General features: G+C 58.0%; 18 protein-coding genes, 1 tRNA gene and 1 riboswitch. Of the genes, 6 read left to right on the forward strand and 13 right to left on the reverse strand.

Features of this window, described 5'->3' with window-relative positions; translation table 11 throughout:
* Positions 1–435: 435 nt before the first annotated feature.
* Entirely contained in the window at positions 436–1,059 is a 624-nt protein-coding gene (gene msrQ / locus C7964_RS15605) for a protein-methionine-sulfoxide reductase heme-binding subunit MsrQ (protein WP_110280600.1), read from the reverse strand.
* A gap of 1 nt (position 1,060) precedes the next feature.
* Entirely contained in the window at positions 1,061–1,960 is a 900-nt protein-coding gene (gene msrP / locus C7964_RS15610) for a protein-methionine-sulfoxide reductase catalytic subunit MsrP (RefSeq protein ID WP_110280601.1), read from the reverse strand.
* Between the two features lie 281 nt (positions 1,961–2,241).
* Here msrP and C7964_RS15615 point away from each other — a divergent pair, with 281 nt between their 5' ends.
* Positions 2,242–2,721 carry a fasciclin domain-containing protein gene (locus C7964_RS15615; RefSeq protein ID WP_110280602.1) on the forward strand — a complete coding sequence of 160 codons (480 nt, stop codon included), beginning with the start codon at positions 2,242–2,244 and terminating at the stop codon, positions 2,719–2,721.
* Positions 2,722–2,774: 53 nt separating this feature from the next.
* Here C7964_RS15615 and C7964_RS15620 read toward each other — a convergent pair whose 3' ends face one another.
* Both C7964_RS15620 and clpB read right to left on the reverse strand, forming a co-directional pair.
* The gene (locus C7964_RS15620; protein WP_110280603.1) at positions 2,775–3,386 is read right to left on the reverse strand and encodes a YitT family protein; all 612 of its coding nucleotides are present in this window, start codon (positions 3,384–3,386) and stop codon (positions 2,775–2,777) included.
* A gap of 90 nt (positions 3,387–3,476) precedes the next feature.
* On the reverse strand, positions 3,477–6,095 hold the full coding sequence (gene clpB, locus C7964_RS15625) for an ATP-dependent chaperone ClpB (RefSeq protein ID WP_110280604.1): 2,619 nt from the start codon (positions 6,093–6,095) through the stop codon (positions 3,477–3,479).
* Positions 6,096–6,459: 364 nt separating this feature from the next.
* Here clpB and pyrF point away from each other — a divergent pair, with 364 nt between their 5' ends.
* Positions 6,460–7,176, forward strand: coding sequence for an orotidine-5'-phosphate decarboxylase (gene pyrF, locus C7964_RS15630; protein ID WP_110280605.1), 717 nt, complete (start codon positions 6,460–6,462; stop codon positions 7,174–7,176).
* Positions 7,177–7,215: 39 nt separating this feature from the next.
* Here the strand turns inward: pyrF and C7964_RS15635 are convergent, their stop codons facing one another.
* The 3 genes from C7964_RS15635 to C7964_RS15645 are packed head-to-tail and all read right to left on the reverse strand — an operon-like array spanning position 7,216 to position 9,673.
* Positions 7,216–7,488 carry an NfeD family protein gene (locus C7964_RS15635; RefSeq protein ID WP_055296985.1) on the reverse strand — a complete coding sequence of 91 codons (273 nt, stop codon included), beginning with the start codon at positions 7,486–7,488 and terminating at the stop codon, positions 7,216–7,218.
* Entirely contained in the window at positions 7,488–8,381 is an 894-nt protein-coding gene (locus C7964_RS15640; RefSeq protein WP_110280606.1) for an SPFH domain-containing protein, read from the reverse strand. The genes C7964_RS15635 and C7964_RS15640 overlap by 1 nt, the downstream gene beginning before the upstream one ends.
* A 41-nt stretch (positions 8,382–8,422) precedes the next feature.
* The gene (locus C7964_RS15645; protein ID WP_110280607.1) at positions 8,423–9,673 is read right to left on the reverse strand and encodes a D-amino acid dehydrogenase; all 1,251 of its coding nucleotides are present in this window, start codon (positions 9,671–9,673) and stop codon (positions 8,423–8,425) included.
* Between the two features lie 105 nt (positions 9,674–9,778).
* Positions 9,779–9,866: riboswitch (glycine riboswitch) on the reverse strand.
* Positions 9,867–10,035: 169 nt separating this feature from the next.
* Here C7964_RS15645 and C7964_RS15650 point away from each other — a divergent pair.
* Entirely contained in the window at positions 10,036–11,289 is a 1,254-nt protein-coding gene (locus C7964_RS15650) for a DNA polymerase IV (protein ID WP_110280732.1), read from the forward strand.
* A 79-nt stretch (positions 11,290–11,368) separates the two neighbouring features.
* On the opposite strand, the gene C7964_RS15655 is transcribed toward C7964_RS15650, so the two are convergent.
* Positions 11,369–12,232 (reverse strand): N-formylglutamate amidohydrolase, encoded by an 864-nt coding sequence (locus C7964_RS15655; RefSeq protein ID WP_110280608.1) that lies wholly within the window; start codon positions 12,230–12,232, stop codon positions 11,369–11,371.
* 154 nt (positions 12,233–12,386) lie between these two features.
* On the opposite strand from C7964_RS15655, the gene C7964_RS15660 reads away from it, so the two are divergent.
* The 3 genes from C7964_RS15660 (at position 12,387) to C7964_RS15670 (ending at position 14,069) form a co-directional block, all read left to right on the forward strand.
* Positions 12,387–12,461: transfer RNA gene (locus C7964_RS15660), tRNA-Val, on the forward strand.
* A 77-nt stretch (positions 12,462–12,538) separates the two neighbouring features.
* Positions 12,539–12,664 carry a type B 50S ribosomal protein L36 gene (gene ykgO, locus C7964_RS20015; protein WP_010141322.1) on the forward strand — a complete coding sequence of 42 codons (126 nt, stop codon included), beginning with the start codon at positions 12,539–12,541 and terminating at the stop codon, positions 12,662–12,664.
* Between the two features lie 211 nt (positions 12,665–12,875).
* The gene (locus C7964_RS15670) at positions 12,876–14,069 is read left to right on the forward strand and encodes a PPC domain-containing protein (RefSeq protein WP_110280609.1); all 1,194 of its coding nucleotides are present in this window, start codon (positions 12,876–12,878) and stop codon (positions 14,067–14,069) included.
* Between the two features lie 77 nt (positions 14,070–14,146).
* Here C7964_RS15670 and C7964_RS15675 read toward each other — a convergent pair whose 3' ends face one another.
* The 5 genes from C7964_RS15675 to C7964_RS15695 all read right to left on the reverse strand — a co-directional run bounded on the left by C7964_RS15675 (position 14,147) and on the right by C7964_RS15695 (position 20,302).
* Positions 14,147–15,628, reverse strand: coding sequence for a peptidoglycan-binding domain-containing protein (locus C7964_RS15675; protein ID WP_110280610.1), 1,482 nt, complete (start codon positions 15,626–15,628; stop codon positions 14,147–14,149).
* A gap of 125 nt (positions 15,629–15,753) precedes the next feature.
* Positions 15,754–18,522 (reverse strand): formate dehydrogenase subunit alpha, encoded by a 2,769-nt coding sequence (gene fdhF / locus C7964_RS15680; RefSeq protein ID WP_110280611.1) that lies wholly within the window; start codon positions 18,520–18,522, stop codon positions 15,754–15,756.
* A gap of 135 nt (positions 18,523–18,657) precedes the next feature.
* Positions 18,658–19,476 (reverse strand): PA2778 family cysteine peptidase, encoded by an 819-nt coding sequence (locus C7964_RS15685; RefSeq protein ID WP_286163997.1) that lies wholly within the window; start codon positions 19,474–19,476, stop codon positions 18,658–18,660.
* Between the two features lie 8 nt (positions 19,477–19,484).
* Positions 19,485–19,886, reverse strand: a complete 402-nt coding sequence (locus tag C7964_RS15690) for a PA2779 family protein (RefSeq protein WP_055296970.1) — start codon at positions 19,884–19,886, stop codon at positions 19,485–19,487.
* Between the two features lie 128 nt (positions 19,887–20,014).
* Complete coding sequence (locus tag C7964_RS15695) at positions 20,015–20,302, reverse strand: YggT family protein (protein ID WP_076660626.1); 288 nt, start codon at positions 20,300–20,302, stop codon at positions 20,015–20,017.
* Between the last annotated feature and the right edge of the window lie 72 nt (positions 20,303–20,374).

Consider the following 20,374-nt stretch of genomic DNA (forward strand, 5'->3'; position numbering starts at 1 on the left):
CCCGTAAGCCCGTCTGGCGCCCCGCCGCCGCATCTCTGCGCCGCCGGTGAAGGGGGTTCTACGGTTACTCGAAGATACCCGCAACCCCTTTTTTCGAGAAAAGTGCATTTTTTATGACATCTCTGAATATACGTTTGTTTTTAATGGCTTGTGGTATTTTAAATGCGCCAGAACCCCCCGTTGTCGCAATTTTCTTAGGCAGAATAGAAATAGAACATACCAGATTTGGGGTTATCCACAGAGTCTCCTACTAGAGCCTTCAAGATTCACGAAGACTCACGTACCAAAATCGCTCTGAATCGCTGCTATTCACACTTTCTTAAGGCATTGAGATGAAGCTGAGATGGTGATTCATTCTGATTCACCTCCTCACCACACAAAGACCCGGCAGTTTTCGCTGCCGGGTCCGTGGGCAATGTCGCAATATCAGCTCGTTTACCCCGAGGCTGGCTGTCGCTTCCGCTCCAGAGACACATACCGCGCCCCGACCAGCGCCAGCACCAAAATCAAATAGATCAGCGGCTCGATCTGGAAGCCCTTTGCGAGCCAGAGATAATGCAACGCGCCCAGAACGGCGGCCGGATAGGTCAGCTTGTGCAGCTTGCGCCAGGACGCGGCCCCCATTTTGCGCAGGGACAGGTTGTTTGATGTCATCGCGAGCGGAATCAACATCACGAATGACGCCATCCCGACGGTGACATAGGGGCGCTTCACGACTTCTTCCCAGACGCGGCTAAGACTTTGCACATCAAGAACCGCGAAAACCAGGAAATGCGCCAGCACAAAGAAGAATGCACTGACACCGATCGCGCGCCGGAACTTGAGCAGGTTCAGACCGGTCCATTTGCGCAACGGTGTAACGGTTAATCCCGCCACCATCAGGATCAGGGCGATTTCACCATAGGCCCGTTCAAGCACGTTGATCGGCTCGACCAGATAGGGGCCAAGCTGGTTCAGGGCGCGCCAGAACTCCCAGCAGGCGTAAAGCGCGCTGACGATATAGATCGTGCCGGCGGGCAACCGACGCAGAACGCTGTTGATGGGTTGGGCCACTGTCACTTTAGATATCCACGCTCAGATCCTGGCCTGCATAAAGCGGAGCGACTTCGGGATAGCCGTTGAACATCAGCGTGTCCTGACGCGTTGCGAACAAACCGCCGCCAATGCGGCGCTCGGTTGCCTGGCTCCAGCGCGGGTGATCCACGTTCGGGTTCACGTTACTGTAGAACCCGTATTCACGCGCATTGGCCTTGTTCCAGCTGGTCGGTGGTTCACGATCGGTCAGCGTAATCCGCACAATGGATTTGATCGACTTGAACCCGTACTTCCACGGCACGACCAAACGGATCGGCGCGCCGGACTGGTTATAAAGCGGCTCATCATAGATGCCGGTCGCCATAATCGTCAGCGGGTGCATTGCCTCGTCAAGGCGCAAGCCCTCGACATAAGGGAAATCCAGAACGCGGCGTTGGACGCCGATCATGTTCTCTGGCTGCACGACCGTTTCAAAAGCCACATATTTTGCGCGCGACTGAACCCCGACCCTATCGAGGATATCTGCGAGCTCGATCCCGTTCCACGGCACGACCATCGACCATGCCTCGACACAACGGAAGCGATAGAGCCGGTCTTCAACCGATAACCCGGCCAGCAGGTCATCCAGCGCATAGTCACCGGGGTTATCGACCATGCCGTCCACTTTGATCGACCAGGGCGATGTCACCATCTTATGTGCGTTTTGGGCCGGATCATTCTTGCCGGTGCCGAACTCGTAGAAGTTGTTGTAGCTTGTGATCTCTTCCAGCGTGTTGGGCTCGAGGTCGCCCTGTGCGGCGGCGCGGCCCGCAAGGCCAATCGCGCCAAGGCCGATCGTGCCCGCCAGAATCTGGCGCCGGTTCAGATAAGCCGACTTTGGTGTGACGTCAGCCTTTGTCAAAGTATTGGTCCAGCGATATGCCATCTTGGATCTCCGATCTTTTCAGTTCCTGACAGTATATAGGGGATAACGTTTGAAAGATGTCTCACGTTGCCGCCAGATCATTGAAATGTTCCAAAAATATACGGGATCAATCACAAAGTTTCACGCACCTGTGACTGGAAACAGCAAATCATCGCGGCTTAGGTGAATTGCTGTAATCGTCAAGCGGCGTCGGCAAAATTCCCCCATGATCCAAGGCGATCTGCCTTCGTAAAAAGCACAATGCCATCGACAAGGCATGCTTTGAAACTAGGAGAAAACAAATGCTACGCAGAACTTTTATCGCACTGACAACGACAGCTGCCCTGACATCGACATCCGCCTTTGCAGCAGGCCACTCAAAAGACATCGTCGACACAGCGATTGATGCAGGCAGCTTCACAACTCTGGTTGCAGCTGTCGAAGCGGCTGGTCTGGTTGAGACACTGAAGGGCGAAGGCCCGTTCACTGTTTTCGCACCAACAGACGAAGCTTTTGCTGCACTGCCAGAAGGTACAGTTGAAGGTCTGCTTGCCGATCCGGAAGCACTGGCCGCGATCCTGACATACCACGTTGTCCCAGGCAAAGTGATGTCCACAGACCTGAGCAACAACATGATGGCGACAACCGTAAACGGTGCTGACGTCACAATCATGACCGAAGGTGGCGTGATGGTTGACGGCGCAAATGTCGTTACAGCTGACATCGAAGCATCGAACGGCGTCATCCACGTGATCGACGCGGTTATCCTGCCGTCCATGTAAACGATTGACCACAAGGTCTACCAAAGCCCCGGCACATCGCCGGGGCTTTTTTGTTATCGTGCGACGTAACGGTCGCGCCGGTGATTGATCGCAATGATCAGGTTGAGCACCACAGCGCCCACGAGCGAATAGAACACCAACAACGGATCAAAGAGAAAGAACGCCAGCCCGAAGATAAGGGCGTCAAAGATGAGCTGCACATATCCGGCGCGAAACCCTGTCGTATCCTGGATCAGCAGAGCCACAACGCCCAATCCACCCAGCGATCCGTTGTGCCGGAAGAGCACCAAAAGAGCGACCCCGAGCAAAGCACCAAATGTCAGCGCACCTAACAGCGGGTCAATATACGAGAATACCATGCCAAGCGGGATGATCTCGCTCAGGACTGACAAAAGCGTCACAGAGATCAGCGACTTAATGGTGAAAGTGGCGCCCAGACGTTTCCACGCCAGGACGTAGAACGGCAGATTTACCGCAAAGAAGACCACACCGAATGAATACCCGCTGAGGTAAGAAATAATCACCGCAATTCCGGCTGTCTGTCCGGTAATCAGCCCAACCGTCGTCAGTATGTTCAAACCAATCGCGGCAAGAAAGATACCAAGCGACATGCCTTGGACGTCATCAAGAAGCGAATGTGTGGATTCTGGCAGGTTTGTTGTCATGACACCCTTATAGGGCAGCTTTGCTGACCCACAAGTGCCCCACGGACCCACAACGAAAAAGGGGCGCCCAAAGGCGCCCCGATCATTTGCTCAATGTACGACTGCATCATCCGGCCGTGGCCGGTTTGATCCCGCCACGCGGTCACCCACCAACAAGCCATCTGCACCGGCGCTGACACGGATCGTGTCACCGTCCATGACGTCACCGGCCAGGATCATCTCGGCCAGCTGGTCTTGCAGTGCACGCTGGATCACCCGCTTGAGCGGACGCGCACCGAACACCGGATCATAGCCCTCATCGGCCAGCCATTTCAGCGCGGCCTCATCCAGATCAAGATGGATGTTCCGCCCTGCAAGCCGCTTTTCAAGCCGCTTGAGCTGGATCGTGACAATGCCTGCCATGTCTTCGCGGGCCAGACGGTCAAAGATGATCGTCTCGTCGAGACGGTTCAGGAACTCTGGCCGGAAGTGCGCACGCACAGCATCCATCACATCACGCTTGGCATCGCTGGCATCGGCCCCATCAGGCAGTTGGCTCAGCGACTGCGCCCCAAGGTTGGATGTCAGCACGATCAGCGTCTGCTTGAAGTCCACCGTACGACCCTGACCATCGGTCAGCACACCATCGTCCAGGACCTGCAACAGCACGTTGAAGACATCGGGGTGCGCCTTTTCGACCTCGTCGAATAGCACGACCTGATAAGGTCTGCGCCGCACGGCCTCGGTCAACACACCGCCTTCGTCATAGCCGACGTAGCCCGGAGGTGCACCGATCAGACGGGCGACTGCGTGTTTCTCCATGAATTCCGACATATCAATACGCACCATCGCGCTGTCATCATCAAAGAGGTACTCGGCCACAGCCTTGGTCAACTCGGTCTTACCAACACCCGTTGGCCCGAGGAACAGGAACGACCCCAGCGGGCGGTTCTCGTCATTCAGACCGGCACGGGCACGGCGCACGGCATTGGCAACCGCGCGCACGGCGCTTTTCTGGCCAATCACACGCTTGCCCAGCTCATCTTCCATGCGCAAGAGCTTGTCGCGTTCGCCTTCCAGCATCTTGGACGTGGGAATCCCCGTCCAACGCTCGACGACTTCGGCGATCTGCTCGGGCCGCACGGCTTCTTCGACCATCAGGTCGTCGCCTTCAGCGTCTTCAACCTTCGCAACCAAACGCTCAAGCTCCGGGATCACACCATAGGACAGCTCACCTGCCCGCTGCAGGTTGCCTTCGCGCTTGGCGATATCCAGTTCGGCGCGCGCACGGTCCAGCTTTTCCTTGGCGTTGCGTGTGCTTTCAAGCTTGTCACGCTCGGCCTGCCATTTCGCCGTCATCTCAGACGCACGATCCTGCAGGTCGGCCAGTTCTTTCTCCAGCTTTTCCAAACGATCCTTGGAGGCTTTGTCGTCTTCTTTCTTCAAAGCCTCGGATTCGATTTGCAACTGCAGGATCTGGCGATCCAGCGCATCGAGCTCTTCTGGCTTGCTGTCCACTTCCATGCGCAGACGGCTTGCGGCCTCGTCCATCAGGTCGATAGCTTTGTCAGGCAAGAAGCGATCCGTGATATAGCGGTGCGACAGCGTCGCCGCAGCCACAAGTGCCGCGTCACTGATGCGCACACCATGGTGCAACTCATACTTTTCTTTAATACCGCGCAAGATGCTGACCGTGTCCGACACAGTTGGCTCTTCGACCATCAAAGGCTGGAACCGGCGGGCCAAGGCTGCGTCCTTTTCCACATACTTGCGGTATTCATTCAGCGTCGTGGCACCCACGCAGTGCAATTCGCCCCGCGCCAGGGCCGGTTTGATCAGGTTGGCCGCATCCATTGAACCCTCGGATGCCCCTGCCCCGACAAGCGTGTGCATCTCGTCGATGAACAGGATGATTTCACCAGCCGCCGATTCGATCTCTTTCAACACCGCCTTGAGACGTTCCTCAAACTCACCGCGGTATTTCGCACCGGCAATCAGCGCCCCCATATCCAGCGCCATCAGCTTTTTGTTGCGCAGGCTTTCGGGCACGTCACCATCAACAATGCGCAGCGCAAGACCTTCGGCGATGGCGGTCTTACCGACACCGGGTTCACCGATCAAAACTGGGTTGTTTTTGGTCCGACGCGACAACACCTGCATCGCGCGGCGAATTTCTTCGTCACGGCCGATGATCGGGTCGATCTTGCCCTGCTCTGCGGCCTCGGTCAGGTCGCGGGCATATTTCTTGAGCGCATCAAAGCTGTCTTCAGCTGTGGCGCTATCGGCGGTCCGGCCTTTGCGGATATCGTTGATGGCCGCGTTCAGCTTCATGGCGGAAACGCCACCGGCATCCAGCGCATCCTTGGCCTTGGATTTGACGACAGCGAGTGCCGTCAGCAATCGCTCAACCGGGACAAAGCTGTCTCCGGCTTTCTTGGCGATCTTCTCAGCCTCATCCACGACTTTGGCAGTGGTATTGTCCAAATAAACCTGCCCCGTATCTCCGGAAACCTTTGGGATTTTGGCAAGGGCTGCCTCGACAGCGCCGACAACAGCGGGCGCATCGCCACCTGCACGAGAAATCAGGTTGGTGGCCAACCCTTCTTCATCATCAAGCAAAGCTTTGAGCAGGTGCTCGGGGGCGAGTTTCTGGTGGTCCTCGCGCATAGCGATCGTCTGGGCGGCCTGAATGAAGCCGCGCGACCGCTCGGTGAACTTTTCTAAGTTCATGGGTCTCTCCTTTGTTAAGCGCCCGGGTTTATGGATGCCCGCTTGGCGGCACACCCCTGATTGGGCCTCGCTATATAGATGGGCATCGGAAGGTTCGCTCGCAAGGTTGTGAACAGGATTTTTGACAACGGGGAGATCGCAACAATTATTCCCCGCGCTTTCTATCCCCAACTTGCCCAGACTTGATCTGCAGAGAGGGACTTGTGCAATTACACAACGCGCTTTCTGCAAACCCCCACCTTGGTCGGCGTCGGTGATGGCGGCCAGGGGCAATGGCGCGGCCACGGGAGAGGCTGCGCCATTGCATTTGCACCGCCCGCCCGCAATCGCTAGACCCGTGGCAAATCAGCCAAGGAGTTTGCATATGTCCGATGACCGTTTGATCGTAGCAATGGACGTGCCGAACGTCCTTGAAGGGCTGGAACTGGCCAACACGCTGGGCGACAGCGTGAGCTTCTACAAAATCGGGCTCGGGATGCTGACAGGTGGCGGCTTGGCGCTTGCCAATGAGCTTAAGCAGGAACATGGCAAACGCATTTTCCTTGATATGAAATTCTTTGACATCGGAGCGACAGTCGAGGCTGCGGTGCGTGGTGTGGCCCAATTCGATCTGGATTTCCTGACCGTGCATGGCGACCCCCATGTCGTACGTGCAGCGCGTGAAGGGGCTGGCGGGTCCAACATGAAGATCTTGGCCGTAACCATTCTGACATCACTGGACCGCGACGATCTGGATGCATCCTGCATCAAGGCTGGCAATGTGGCCGATCTGGTGCAGGAACGCGCCGGCATCGCGCTCTCGAACGGGGCTGACGGTGTCATCGCATCGCCACAAGAGGCGGCACTGATCCGCGCCCTGCCCGAAGCGGAAGGCAAACTGATCGTCACCCCCGGCGTGCGGCCCGCAGGTGCAGCACTTGGGGATCAAAAACGGGTCATGACACCAGCGCAGGCCATCGCAAACGGCGCGGACCATGTGGTTGTGGGCCGCCCGATCTGGCAAGCCGCGAACCCAAAGGCCGCAGCACAAAGCATTCTGGCGGAGCTGGCATCACCGCAAGCAAAAACCCCCAACCACTAGGGCAGGGGGTTTCCAAGTCTGAAAATCTGGAACGACAGATCAATCGTTGACGTCGGTTTCCCAGATTTTAACCTGTCCGGTCTTGAGGGCGAAGTATTTCCGCATCACCAGATAGGAAATCAGCGACAGGACCGAAAAGATCACCAGCGTGAGCGCAAAGCCTGACGCCGAAATCCCGAAGAGGATCAGCAGCCCCATCATGGCCGCACCTATGGCGAACCCCAGAAATATATAGCCCGGGATCAACACTTCGAGCGTCGCGAGGATCAAAGCCCCCGACATCCACACCCACCATTCTGTCCAAAGCGGCATTATCCACGTCCTTTCAGCATCTGAAATGCGTTGGCAAAGGCATCAAGCGCATTGGCGGGCAGAATAACAGTCTGGCTGCCGGTGCCGTCACCCAGCTTTTGCAAGGCTTCAACCTGCTTGAGGGCAACCTGATACTGCGCCGCCTCCAAACCATTTTCCGCAATCGCCACGGCAACAACCTGCGTCGCATAGGCTTCGGCATCAGCCAGAATACGGCGCGCCTTGGCTTCCTGCTCGGCGGCATAAAGTTCCGCATCCGATTGTAGCTCAACCGCGCGCTTTTTACCCTCGGCTTCGGTCACCTGCGCACGACGCGCACGTTCCGCGTTCAGCTGTTGCAGCATCGCTTCGCGGGTTGCCTGATCCAGATTTACATCGAGGATCTCGGCGCGGGTCACTTCGATGCCCCAGTCATCAACCTGCTGGGCCACTTGGGTGCGGACCGCTTCAATCAGGCTCGAACGGTTCGCCTGTACCTGATCCAGTTCCATGCGGCCGATTTCCGACCGCACGATGCCCGCAACAGTGGTCGAGATCGCACCATCAACATCACGGATCCGGTAGACGGTCTTTTCAGGCTCGATGATGCGGTAAAATACCGATGTTTCGACCTGTACCAGCACGTTGTCCGATGTGATCGCATCCTGATTCATTGACGGCAATTGACGCTCAAGGATGGAGACCTTGTGCCGGACCCGATCCAGAAACGGCACAATAAAGTTGATCCCGGGCCCTAGGACCGCGCGCAAACGTCCGAGCCGTTCGACGACGAATTTCTCCGACTGCGGCACGATGCGGACACCCGCCATGATGCAGACGATGATGAACACCGCCAGAAGTAGCCAAAGCACATTTTGGCCCAGAAACTCGGAAAAAAGGTCTTCAATAGGCATGTATCTATCCCTCATAATTATGAGGGATAGATAAGTAGCTGCTATGCTGATTTCAATGTATGCTGTTGCATACTGTGCGATTTGGGCGCGAAAACACGCGACTGTACCGCACTTGCAACGAGATCGGACGTTGCCGCCGAAAGGGTCCAGCCAAGGTGCCCGTGCCCGGTATTATAGAAAACACGCGGATGACGCCCGGCACCGACACGCGGCATCATATTGGGCATCATCGGGCGCAGCCCCGCCCAAGGCACGACGTTTTCCGTGCTGACATCAGGGAAATGCGCCTCGCACCACTGCACCAGCGGTTTCACACGATCCGCACGGATATCGCGGTTCTCGCCGTTGAATTCCGCCGTGCCTGCAATGCGGAACCGGTCACGCCCCAAGCGCGAAGTGACGATCTTGGCCTTGTCGTCCAGCAGCGAAACCGTTGGTGCCGCCGCCTGCGATTGCGCATCCGGCAGGTTTACGGTGATGGAATAGCCCTTCACCGGATACACATTCACGCGGTCGCCCAGTTTCTTTGCAAAACCGCGTGACGCAACGCCCGCCGAAACAACCACCGCATCAAAACGCTGCTCGGTCCGTGCCCGCACCGTCACGCCATCCGCATCCGCTGCAACATCCTCGACCGCATGGCCCATTTCAAACTGCACACCCTGCTGGCGCAGCCAAGCGGCCAGACCGACCGTGAATTTGTGGATATCGCCTGTGCTGTCGCTTTCGGTCCAGAACCCGCCCAGAATATCGCCGCGCAATGTAGGCTCTGTGGCAAGGGTTTCCTCTGCACTCAATTCGCGCCGCGCCAATCCGCCTTGTGCCAAAAGCGCGGTCACCTTGCGCGCATGGGCAAAGTCTTTTTCGGTCTTATAGAAATGCAGAATTCCCGCAGGCGTGAAATCAAAATCAATCCCGGCATGATCAGCCATTTCCGCCAGACCTGCACGCGCCGTCACCGCCATCCGCGCGGTTGCGACGGTGTTCGCTTTATAGTGCGGAATATTGGCCAGAAACGCCGCCATCCAGCTAATTTTATGCCAGCTGGGGCTCGGGTTCACCGACAATGGTGCGTCCTGTTGCAGCATCCATTTGATGCCCTTCAGAACCGTGGACCATTGGTTCCAGACCTCCGCATTCGACGCGCTGAGCTGCCCGCCATTGGCAAAGCTGGTTTCCATCGCCGCATAGCGCTGGCGATCATAGACGGTCACGTCATATCCGCGTGTGTGAAGTGAATAAGCGGTGGTGACGCCGGTGATTCCGGCGCCCAATACAGCAACTTTAGGCATGGTAAACTCCCTACCATCTGCCCCCGCCGTCTGCTGTACCTGAGAGATTCGCCCAATCGGGCTTGCTCCTTCGGCGGACCACTCAAGGCCTCTCTTCGGCGTGTTGCACCCCAACCGGTCCTTTTGCCTGAGAGTGACCGGGGCGGTTGCTCCTTCGGCGCCAGACCAAACCGGACTCTCCCGGTTGGTGTGTTTCCTATTGGAAACTCATAGACAGATCGGCGCGCAACGCAATGAGAAATTTCAGCCCGGAATGCCATCCGTCGCACCGTGGCATTTTCGCGACGCAACGCCACCAGCAGCATCCTCGCACCATCATGCCGGCCGTTGTGTCCAAATCCTGCCCCTTCTACACTGCCTTCATGCCAGCACTTTGTCGCGATTGCCTGACCACATTCGACAATGAGTCCCGTTGTCCACAATGCCGCAGTCCAAGGGTGACGCGGCATCCGGAACTATTTGACCTGACCATCGCGCATATGGATTGCGATGCCTTCTATGCCTCGGTGGAAAAGCGCGACAACCCGGATCTCGCAGATAAACCCGTGATCATCGGCGGCGGGCGGCGCGGCGTGGTGTCAACCGCCTGTTATGTCGCGCGGATCAAAGGCGTGAAATCTGCGATGCCGATGTTTCAGGCGCTGAAGCTTTGCCCCGAAGCAGTTGTCGTGCGCCCCAACTTTCCCGCCTACACCGAAGCCTCGCGCGCCATCCGCGCGATGATGGATGAACTGACACCGATTGTGGAGCCCTTGTCACTGGATGAAGCCTTCATGGACCTGACAGGCACCGAACGCCTGCACCATGCGCCCCCTGCGGTCATGCTGGCGCGTCTGGTCAAACGGATGAAAGACGAACTGGGGCTGACAGGATCAATCGGGCTGTCGCACAACAAATTCCTCGCCAAAGTGGCCTCGGACCTCGACAAACCACGCGGCTTCTCGATTATCGGCAAGGCAGAAACCACCGCATTTCTGCGCCCCAAATCCGTGCGCCTGATCTGGGGCATCGGGCCGGCCGCACAGGCCAGCCTGGAGGGTGCAGGGATTCGTACCTTTGACGACCTTCTGCGCTGGGACAGGCGGGATCTGCATGACCGCTTTGGCGGCATGGGCGAGCGGCTCTACAGCCTTGCCCGCGGCGAGGACGGGCGACGGATTTCACCCCATAGCCCTGTAAAAACGCTGTCGAACGAGACGACTTTCAACGAAGACACCGGCGATGTGGATATTCTGGATGGCCACCTGTGGCGGATGGCCGAGAAGGTCAGCGCACGCGCCAAAGCGCAGGATAAAGCGGGACGGGTAGTGACGTTGAAGTTGAAAACCTCGGATTTCAAACTGATCTCGAAACGGCAAAGCCTGCGCCATCCGACCCAGATTGCCGACACCATCTATCGCACGGCGCGCGGCTTGTTCGATCAGGTCAGCGGACGCGGGCCGTTTCGTCTGCTGGGGGTGGGGCTGTCCGAGATCACCCCTGCTGCCGATGCCGACCGCGAAGGTGATTTGCTGGACCCCGGCGCGCAAAAACGGGCCGACGCTGAAAAAGCCGCTGACAAAATCCGTGAGAAGTTTGGCAAGGATGCCATCATCAAAGGACGCGCCCTGCGTTGAGGGTAAGGTGGATTTCAATCCACCTTACAGGGCGGCAAATCCTTATCGCACCATTCACAATTCGGTCGTCGCGCCAACATCACTCAGCAGCCACCCGCAAATCGGCCGGACGTCCAATCTCCGCAATCTCGGCGATCACGCCTGACAAGAGCGCCTGAAAGACCGCGAAGTCTGCGTTCAGTTCCAATGTGCGTTCGTTCATGTAAAGCGCACGGTCGATTTCGATCTGAATGGCGTGTTGCTGGCGTGACGGGCGGCCATAGTGTTGCGTAATAAAAGCACCCGCGAAGGGCATGTTCCGTGCGACGCGCAAGCCGGCACTGGTGAATGCGGCCTCCACCTGCTCCACAACAGATGCCGCGGCGGTAGAGCCAAACCGGTCACCCAGAACCACATCAGGACGCGCACTGCCCGGAGGGCCTACGTTTTCCAGCGCTTCATGGGGCATGGAATGGCAATCAATCAAAATCGCCTCGCCATAGGTGTTATTGCTTTCATCCAGCAAGGTCTGCAACTGGTCATGGTAGGGACGCCAGTATTGCGCAATGCGCAGATGCGCCTCGGCCAGTGTAAGTTTGCCGCGATAGATCTGGCGGCCATTGGCCACAACTCGCGGGATCACCCCGAGCCCGCTGGCAATGCGCGGATTATGCGCGTTGCGGCGCACCCCTTCGATCAGGGCCTGATCAAGTTCATCCACACCGCGGTTCAGATCAAGAAAGGCGCGCGGCGCTGTTGCCGTCAACAGCGGTGCGCCGTGGTCAGGCACGGCTGCGAAAAGCTGATCGACAAAGGCGTCCTCGGACGAACGGATCTCGCTTGCATTCAGAACCGACCGGCGCAAGAACGCGTCAGGATAATCGCGTCCGCTATGGGGCGACGCAAAGACAACGCTTGTGGTGCGCACCTGTGGTCGGGTCAGAGTGTAGGCCGTTTTGAGCAATATTTTCTTCCCTTCAGCACAACAGATAGCGCATTTCGGGAAAATACCAAAAGCCCTTGATCCCTTTGTCGACTCCTTTTATAGACCGCACGACTGACGCGGATTGCCCGCGTCCTATTTCGTTATGGGACGTGTCGCAAAACGCAGAAGACATGGATGATTAGCTCAGCGGTAGAGCACTTCGTTGACATCGAAGGGGTCACTGGTTCGATCCCAGTATCGTCCACCATGAATTCATCGGGCTTACCGCCCGTTAATGTAACCCAAGGCGCAGTCCGCGCGCCGCGACAGATAGGAAACGACCCCATGAAGGTACGTAACTCCCTCCGCTCGCTCAAGCAGCGCCACCGCGATTGCCGCGTCGTGCGCCGTAAGGGCCGCGTCTATGTTATCAACAAGACGCAACGCCGGTTCAAAGCCCGTCAGGGCTGAACCTGCGAAAGCATATTTGGGAAAAGGGTCGTGCCGCTGGCGCGGCCCTTTTTCTTTTCCAACAGGCCGATCTCAGCGGAATATCTGCAAAAAACCCGATGAAAAGTCACAATCGCGCCTTGGTAAACCTGTAATATTCGCTAGTCATACTGCGTTTCATCACGCTACTTTGTGGCACTCCAATTTTCTTGAAGACAAAGGATTTTATTCCATGACCCGCCCCACACTTAGAATATCTGCCATTGCAGCCCTCATGCTGGGCACCGCAACACCGGCATTGGCCCAGGACATCTGCGGCGGCTTTGGCAACAACGGTCAGTGGATCGGCGGCGATGAAGCCACCTCGGACATTAGCACATCCACAACCTACCGCGAACAAATGGCGCTGGTTCTGGGCGGCAATGAATATGTGTCCCTTTTCACCGTCTCTGCCCCGACAGATGTCCGCGTTGAGGCCGCAGGGCGTGGGTCGGGCGATCCGGTCATCGACCTGCTCGACAGTACCGGCGATATCATTCTTTCCGATGATGATTCTGGCGGTAACGCCGCCTCCCGTGCGGAAACCTCGCTTGATGCAGGGACCTACTGCATGTCTCTGCGCAGCTATGATGGCGGCCCGATGACCGCATTCGTCCGCATTGGCCGTCAGGAACATGAACCGCTAACGGAAGGCATCAGCACGCCGACAAGCACCCAAACAGGCAGCTGTGACACAGCCGTGCCGTTCGGCACGCTCGGTGCGAGTGTCTCGGCCTCGGCCGCAGAGGTCCCGTTCTGGAGCTTCGAACTTGACGGTCAGACGCCAATCACGATCACAGCGGAAAATGAAACCGCCGATCCGGTCATTACCCTCTATGGTCCGGGCGAGACATACATTGACGAAAACGATGACTATGACGGTTTGAACTCCCGTCTTGATGTCACAGACACTTTGGCCGCTGGCACCTATTGCCTTGGCGTGACAGCACTCAGCGATGACAGCGCGCCGATCACCCTGTCCATCAATCCTTATGATGCGGAAGAAGCCTTGCAGGCGCTCTATGCCCGTGGCGAGGCCGCACCACCTTTGGACGGCAGCGTCCCTGTGACCGATCTTGGCGTGCTGACCTCACGCACACGCCAGGACGTACAGGCAACCGAAGATGTCACATGGTTCAGCCTTGATTTTGAAGGCGCGGGCCTTTTGGTGGTCGAAGCCATCGCAAACGGCAACAGCGACCCTTGGCTGGTGCTCTATGATGATCTGGGCCGCCAGGTCGGACTGAACGACGATTATGGCGACGGACTGGACAGCATGATTGCCGTACGTTTGCAGGAAGGCACCTACATCATCGGTGTGCGCCTGTTTGAGGGCAGCCAGGGCTTTGTCCGGCTTGTAGCCGAAAAATACGTGCGCGCAGACTAAAGAGCGCAAGACTGAAAAGAAGGGCGCCCCACGGCAAGCGGGGCGCCCTACTTCGTTGCCAGAATCACGGCTTACGCCTAGCGGCCGAAGGTATCAGCCAGCAGACGCGCCAGCGTCGCCTGATCCAGATAGCCCGTCGATGTCAGATTTCCCTGCGCCTGATAGCGCCCGATCGCACGCCGCGTATCGCTGTCAAACCGCCCATCGACCTGTCCCGGATTGAACCCCAGTTGCTGCAGCCGGTTCTCGATCAAACGACGCAGGACAGGATTGATATTCAACGCATCCTCACGCGCCCTTGCTGCATCATTGGCGGCTTCATTCGTTGCATCATTCAATGCAGCCAGCCTGTTGCGCGCCTCATCCGCGAAAATACCGTCGGGATAACGCTCCAAATAGGCCTGATAACCGGCTGGAGTACCGCGTGCTCCGGTTTCTTCCCAATAGTCACGCTCCAGAGACAAGGCTTCTTCGCGCGCCCGCTCTTCCTCGGCTGCGACTTCCGCGGCGCGGCGGCTGGCCTGTGCATCAATGCGGTTGATCTGCTCGGTGGTCAGATAAGAGGTCTGCCCAAACCCGTTGTTTTGCTGCCAGTTGCGGATCGCGCCACGTGTGCCGGGGCCAAAGATACCATCCACGCCCCGCGTATCGAATTCCAGCAGCGTGAGATTGCGCTGGATCGCGCGCCGCTCGTTGCGGGTCAGGTTCAGGGCGTCCTCGGCAATCTGTGCAAGCCTGACCGGATCATTTTCGATCTGGTCCAGACGGCGGCGCGCTTCTTCGACATACGGGCTGCGGGGATGGTCGAAAATAAAGTCGCGATAGCTATCTGCGGTGTTTGCATTCTGCGCGTTGGTCCATGCGGTCAGGCTCGGCTCGATTTGGGGCAGGTTTGGTGCCGGCACTGCATCTGACGGCTGCATAATCAGGCTCTGCGGCTGAAAACCCAGCGTGTTCAAACGCCGGTTGTCGCGCACATAGGCCATGATATCGCCACCCGATACGGCAACCGCATCAGTCAGAACCTCGGTAACGCGGTCCGGTTCACCATAAATCACAGTCACACCTTGCGGCACTTCAAGATTGCCGACGCCTTCGCGCAGATATCGCCCGAAACTGCTGAACCCGTCCTGATCGTACCCCAGCACCAGGATCGCCTGACCGGGCGTGCGCGCAAGGACATCCAGTACCGTGTCCACCGATATCGCGCTATCCAGGCCAAAGGGTGTGGGTGTTTGCGCGTCCTGTGCCAGGAACCATGTCCGTGTGCCGTCCGTGGCAAAACGACCAGAGAGCGCAACAACCAGACGATCCGCGTCCAGCGCGTCATCGGCCAATGTTTCCGCCAGACGCTTCATGTCGCGCGCAGAGCCGTTCGAGAGCGTGGTGACCTGATAGCCTGCTTGCCGGAGCTCATCCGAGGCGTCCAGAATGTCCGTTGCATCGCCGACCCTGCTAAATTCCTGATAGCGGTCAACGCCCATCAAGAGGGCTGCATCATCAGCAAAAGCCGGCAGGGCAAGCCCCGAGAGGGCCGCAATCAGGGTCAATCTGCGCATCGCGCGTCTCCTTTGGTTAGTCTTGCAGAAGCCGCAAAATGGGCCCCGCACTCGGCCAAAGGCTAGGCTGTTGCGGGGGTGCTATTCAATAGCGCCCCCTAAACCGGCGTTAGATACGCAGTTTCTTACTCGGCCGCGACGGTGGTTTCGGCCTTTTCGACACGCACGGCAGAGAACTTGAACTCGGGGATTTTGCCATAAGGATCGACCGCCGGATTGGTCAGCACGTTGGCCGCCGCTTCGACATAGGCAAAAGGAACAAAAACCATATCAGGGGCGACAGCCCTGTCTTCGCGGGCCATGATCGTGATGCTGCCACGGCGGCTCGAGACGGTGACCATCCCGCCCGGCTCAACACCCAGTTTGCGCAGTGTCGAGGGGTGCAGCGAACAGTTCGCTTCCGGCTCTACCGCGTCTAGAACACGTGACCGCCGCGTCATGGAGCCTGTGTGCCAATGCTCCAACTGGCGGCCGGTTGTCATGATCATCGGATATTCCGCATCCGGCGCTTCATCCGGCGCGATCACACTTGCAGGTGTGAAACGCGCACGCCCGTTGGCGCGGGGGAAACCATCGCCAAAGACGATCGGCTGGCCGGGGTCCGTAGGCGACAGCGACGGATAGGTCACCGCGTTCTGCACCTCAAGCCGGTCCCAGGTGATATTGGACAGCGATTTCATCGACAGCGCCATTTCGGCAAAAACCTCACGCGGGTGGGTGTAAGTCCAGTTCAGGCCCAACCGCTTGGCAAGCGCGGTGGTGATCCACCAATCCTCGCGAGCTTCACCGGGGGGTGGCACGGCAGGACGGCCCATCTGCACCTGTCGGTTGGTGTTGGTGACGGTCCCCGATTTCTCGGCAAAAGCCGCAGCAGGCAGGATCACATCGGCATAGTTTGCCGTTTCAGTGATGAAGATATCCTGCACCACAAGGTGTTTCAGTTTCGCCAAAGCATCGCGGGCATGTTCGACATCAGGATCGGACATGGCAGGGTTTTCGCCAAGGATATACATCCCGTGGATGTCACCTGCGTGGACCGCATCAAGGATTTCCGTGACGGTCAGACCCTTGTTGGGGTCAATCGTGCCTTCTTGCCAGATTTCTTCGAACGCGGACCGCACACCGTCATCGCCTACAGGTTGATAGTCAGGCAGGAACATCGGGATCAGGCCCGCATCAGAGGCACCTTGCACATTGTTTTGTCCGCGCAGCGGGTGCAGGCCGGCACCGGGGCGGCCCACTTGTCCGGTCATCAGCGCAAGGCTGATCAGGCAGCGGGAATTGTCGGTGCCGTGGATGTGTTGCGATACGCCCATGCCCCAGAAGATCATCGCGGCCTTGGCACCGGCGAAGGTGCGGGCCACATCGCGCAGCACCTCGGCCTCAATGCCGCAAATCTTGGCCATCTTCTCTGGTGTGAAATCGGCAAGATGCGCTTTCTCGGCTTCCCAGTTTTCGGTGTAAGCTTCGATATACTGGCGGTCGTAAAGCTCTTCCTCGACAATCACATGCATGATTGCGTTGAGCATCGACACATCCGCACCGGGCCGGAATTGCAGCATATGGGATGCAAACCGTTTGAGCGCCTGACCGCGCGGATCCATCACAATTAGCTTACCACCGCGTTTGGTGAATTGCTTGAAATAGGTGGCGGCGACGGGGTGGTTCTCAATCGGGTTGGCCCCGATGACGATGGCCACGTCCGCGTTCTCGATCTCGTTAAAGGTCGCGGTCACAGCGCCCGAGCCCACGTTTTCCATCAGCGCCGCAACCGAGGATGCATGGCAGAGCCGCGTGCAGTGGTCGACGTTGTTGTGGCCAAACCCTTGGCGGATCAGTTTCTGGAACAGGTAGGCCTCTTCGTTGGTGCATTTGGCCGACCCGAAACCGGCAATACCGGTGCCGCCGATGTCGGCCATACCTTTGGCGGCCACATCAAGCGCCTCGTCCCAGCTGGCTTCGCGGAAATGGGTTTGCCAGTTGCCGGGGTCCACGTTCAGGCCTTTGGCAGGCGCATCATCCCGGCGGATCAATGGTTTTGTCAAACGGTGATTGTGGTGGATATAGTCGAACCCGAACCGCCCTTTCACGCAAAGCCGCCCCTCATTGGCGGGTCCGTTGATGCCTTCGACGAATTTAACCTTGTCGTCCTTGATCTTCAGGCTGATCTGGCAGCCGACACCGCAGAACGGGCAGACGCTTTCGACCTCTTTGTCGTAGTCTTTCGTGTCGCCCATCTGGTTTTCGTCCGTCACCGTCGCGGGAAGCAGAGCCCCCGTCGGGCAGGCCTGCACGCATTCGCCACAGGCCACACAAGAGGACGCGCCCATCGGATCGGCCATATCAAAGACCGGATAGGCATTGCCGCCGCGCCCTGCCATGCCGATTACATCGTTGACCTGCACTTCGCGGCAGGCGCGCACACAAAGGCCGCATTGGATGCAGGCATCCAAGTTCACCGACATCGCCACATGGCTGTCATCAAGCAAGGGGATGTGATCGGGATCGGCCTTGGGAAAGCGGCTCTCGCTCACGTCCTGTTTCGCGGCCATGTCCCACAGATGCGCGGATTTATCGTGCGCCACCTCTTGGGCGGGCTGGTCGGCGACCAAAAGCTCCATCACCATGCGGCGCGCCTGTTTTTCGCGGGGTTGGTCGGTCGTCACGACCATGCCTTCGGAGGGTTCGCGGATACAGCTCGCGGCCAAGGTCCGCTCGCCCTCGATTGCAACCATGCAGGCGCGGCAGTTGCCGTCAGACCGGTAGCCGGGCGCGGGTTTGTGGCACAAATGCGGGATCACAAGGCCGCGTCCATTGGCCACTTCCCAAATCGTTTCACCCGGTTGCGCGGTCACGGTCTGACCGTCGAGCGTAAAGGTAATTGGATCTGACATCGGGAACCTCCAAGGTGCGTTGCCCGAATATAGACCATTTGTGTCACGGCACTGAAAGGTCATGCGCGACTGCAAGCAGCACATTTACGCCATGCCGGATTTCCGATGGGTTACGAGAGGGGCGAATGAGGGGAATTAGCCCGCGATTTCGCTTTCGACAAAGGCGAGGTTGGCGCGCACTTCGGGAATCGTGGGATCAATGCTGCGGGCACGGCGCAATGCCTGTCGCGCACCCCGCAGATCGCCCTGCGCATAGCGGGCATTGCCCAGACCGAATTGCCAAAGCCAGTTTTCCGGCCATTTCGCGGCACCCGTTTCATAAAGCGTTTCGGCTGCTTCATACTGCGCGACCCGCTCAAGCGCGGCAGCGGCAGAAAGGACCTCGGCCTCGTCCACGCTGGCGGGCAGTTGATCGGGCGGCAGCACCACCAGCCCCCAGTAATCGCCGCGCCGCCATGTGCGCTCAAAGACCGCAAACGGCATGACCATCTGGTCCTGCTGGCCGGAATTCAGATAGACCTCATCGCGTGCAAAATCATAGCCTGTCACAACGCCGTAATGCCAGACAGGCACCACACTGAACCCGAGGTTCTGAAACACAATCACCGGATGGCCTGCGGTCACTTCGGTCAAGAGCTGATCAAAGTTATCAATCTCGACCGCCAATTGCCCCAACCTGCGGCTGCTGCCGATCATATCTGCCAGATAGGTACCTCCCGCGCCGGGGCTGAAGGCAAGGGCGGCGACCTCTTCTTGCGTGATATCCGCCCCTGCCCATTGCATGACCATCGCAATCGAGGTGGGACCGCAGAAGAAATCTTCCTGCTGGATCAGTGGCACGCCAGTGATTTGCGCCCGCGTCGGGGCGTCAAAGGACAGGCGTTCATCCGGATCAAAAGGTGGCGCGCAGGCCGCCAGCCAGCACAGGGCCAGCAGGCAGGCAAAGCGTTTCACAAATGCGCCTAGCGGACACACCGCGTAAAGTTGAAGAAGCGCGTAAAGCACAAAAGGTCAGTAACCAGCAAGATCACGAAAATCGTAAACAGCGTGCCCACGATATCGGCACCGGCGCTGTCGTTTTCCATCTGCGTCAGCATCGTGGCGATCTCTGCGTCGGAAAGTGCGGCCAAACGGGCCTCGGCCTCGGCGGGATCGACACCAAGCGCTTCGATCTCGGCGCGGACCTCATCGCGCTGCATTTCATCCATCAGCGCGTTGCGGTTCGCCAAAGCGGTGTATTTGCTGATCGCTGCATCTGTGCCCAGCATCTCGGCCTGCGCCATTGTTACCGCCTGCGTGGCCAGCACCATCTGCGCCGAAAGCGCGATTGCGATACCTTTTTTGCTCAGATTAAGAAAACCCATGTCGTTCTTTCCCATTCTGTGGCGGCATTCCGGTCCGCCACGTTGCCCCAATACGCATAGTTTTGAGCAATTTCGGCCCCAGCGCAACTCTTTGCGGGAAATTAAACGCCCAATCGGCAAAAACCAGACTAGGCGAATGCGAACATGTTGTTGATCAAGAAGATACGCAGGATTTCAAGGCCGACCAGTACAACGATCGGTGACAGGTCAATCCCGCCCAGATCCGGCATAAACCGGCGCACGCGGCTGTAAATCGGCTCCAGAACACGCTCCAACCCGTACCAGACCTGACCCACAAATTCCTGCCGGATGTTCAAGACCTCAAACCGGATCAGCCAGCTCATGATGAAATGCGCGATAACAAAGAACCGGATCACGCCAATGATCAGCAGAAGGGCTTGGATAATTGTCAGCATGGATGCGGCCTTTTTGAACTGTTTGTCACGATCTAAGCGCTTGCGCGCGCCGCGACAAGCCCAAGGGCTGCC

The organism is Loktanella sp. PT4BL (assembly GCF_003201935.1).
In the GTDB taxonomy this organism is placed as follows: Bacteria; Pseudomonadota; Alphaproteobacteria; order Rhodobacterales; family Rhodobacteraceae; genus Yoonia.

Excerpts from the sequence above, each read along its gene's own strand:
- msrP (WP_110280601.1), bottom strand. The coding sequence starts at position 1,960 with ATGGCATATCGCTGGACCAATACTTTGACAAAGGCTGACGTCACACCA.
- C7964_RS15620 (WP_110280603.1), bottom strand. The coding sequence starts at position 3,386 with ATGACAACAAACCTGCCAGAATCCACACATTCGCTTCTTGATGACGTC.
- C7964_RS15670 (WP_110280609.1), top strand. The coding sequence starts at position 12,876 with ATGACCCGCCCCACACTTAGAATATCTGCCATTGCAGCCCTCATGCTG.
- C7964_RS15650 (WP_110280732.1), top strand. The coding sequence starts at position 10,036 with ATGCCAGCACTTTGTCGCGATTGCCTGACCACATTCGACAATGAGTCC.
- ykgO (WP_010141322.1), top strand. The coding sequence starts at position 12,539 with ATGAAGGTACGTAACTCCCTCCGCTCGCTCAAGCAGCGCCACCGCGAT.
- C7964_RS15645 (WP_110280607.1), bottom strand. The coding sequence starts at position 9,673 with ATGCCTAAAGTTGCTGTATTGGGCGCCGGAATCACCGGCGTCACCACC.
- C7964_RS15675 (WP_110280610.1), bottom strand. The coding sequence starts at position 15,628 with ATGCGCAGATTGACCCTGATTGCGGCCCTCTCGGGGCTTGCCCTGCCG.
- C7964_RS15615 (WP_110280602.1), top strand. The coding sequence starts at position 2,242 with ATGCTACGCAGAACTTTTATCGCACTGACAACGACAGCTGCCCTGACA.
- clpB (WP_110280604.1), bottom strand. The coding sequence starts at position 6,095 with ATGAACTTAGAAAAGTTCACCGAGCGGTCGCGCGGCTTCATTCAGGCC.
- C7964_RS15695 (WP_076660626.1), bottom strand. The coding sequence starts at position 20,302 with ATGCTGACAATTATCCAAGCCCTTCTGCTGATCATTGGCGTGATCCGG.
- C7964_RS15640 (WP_110280606.1), bottom strand. The coding sequence starts at position 8,381 with ATGCCTATTGAAGACCTTTTTTCCGAGTTTCTGGGCCAAAATGTGCTT.
- C7964_RS15690 (WP_055296970.1), bottom strand. The coding sequence starts at position 19,886 with ATGGGTTTTCTTAATCTGAGCAAAAAAGGTATCGCAATCGCGCTTTCG.
- C7964_RS15635 (WP_055296985.1), bottom strand. The coding sequence starts at position 7,488 with ATGCCGCTTTGGACAGAATGGTGGGTGTGGATGTCGGGGGCTTTGATC.
- fdhF (WP_110280611.1), bottom strand. The coding sequence starts at position 18,522 with ATGTCAGATCCAATTACCTTTACGCTCGACGGTCAGACCGTGACCGCG.
- pyrF (WP_110280605.1), top strand. The coding sequence starts at position 6,460 with ATGTCCGATGACCGTTTGATCGTAGCAATGGACGTGCCGAACGTCCTT.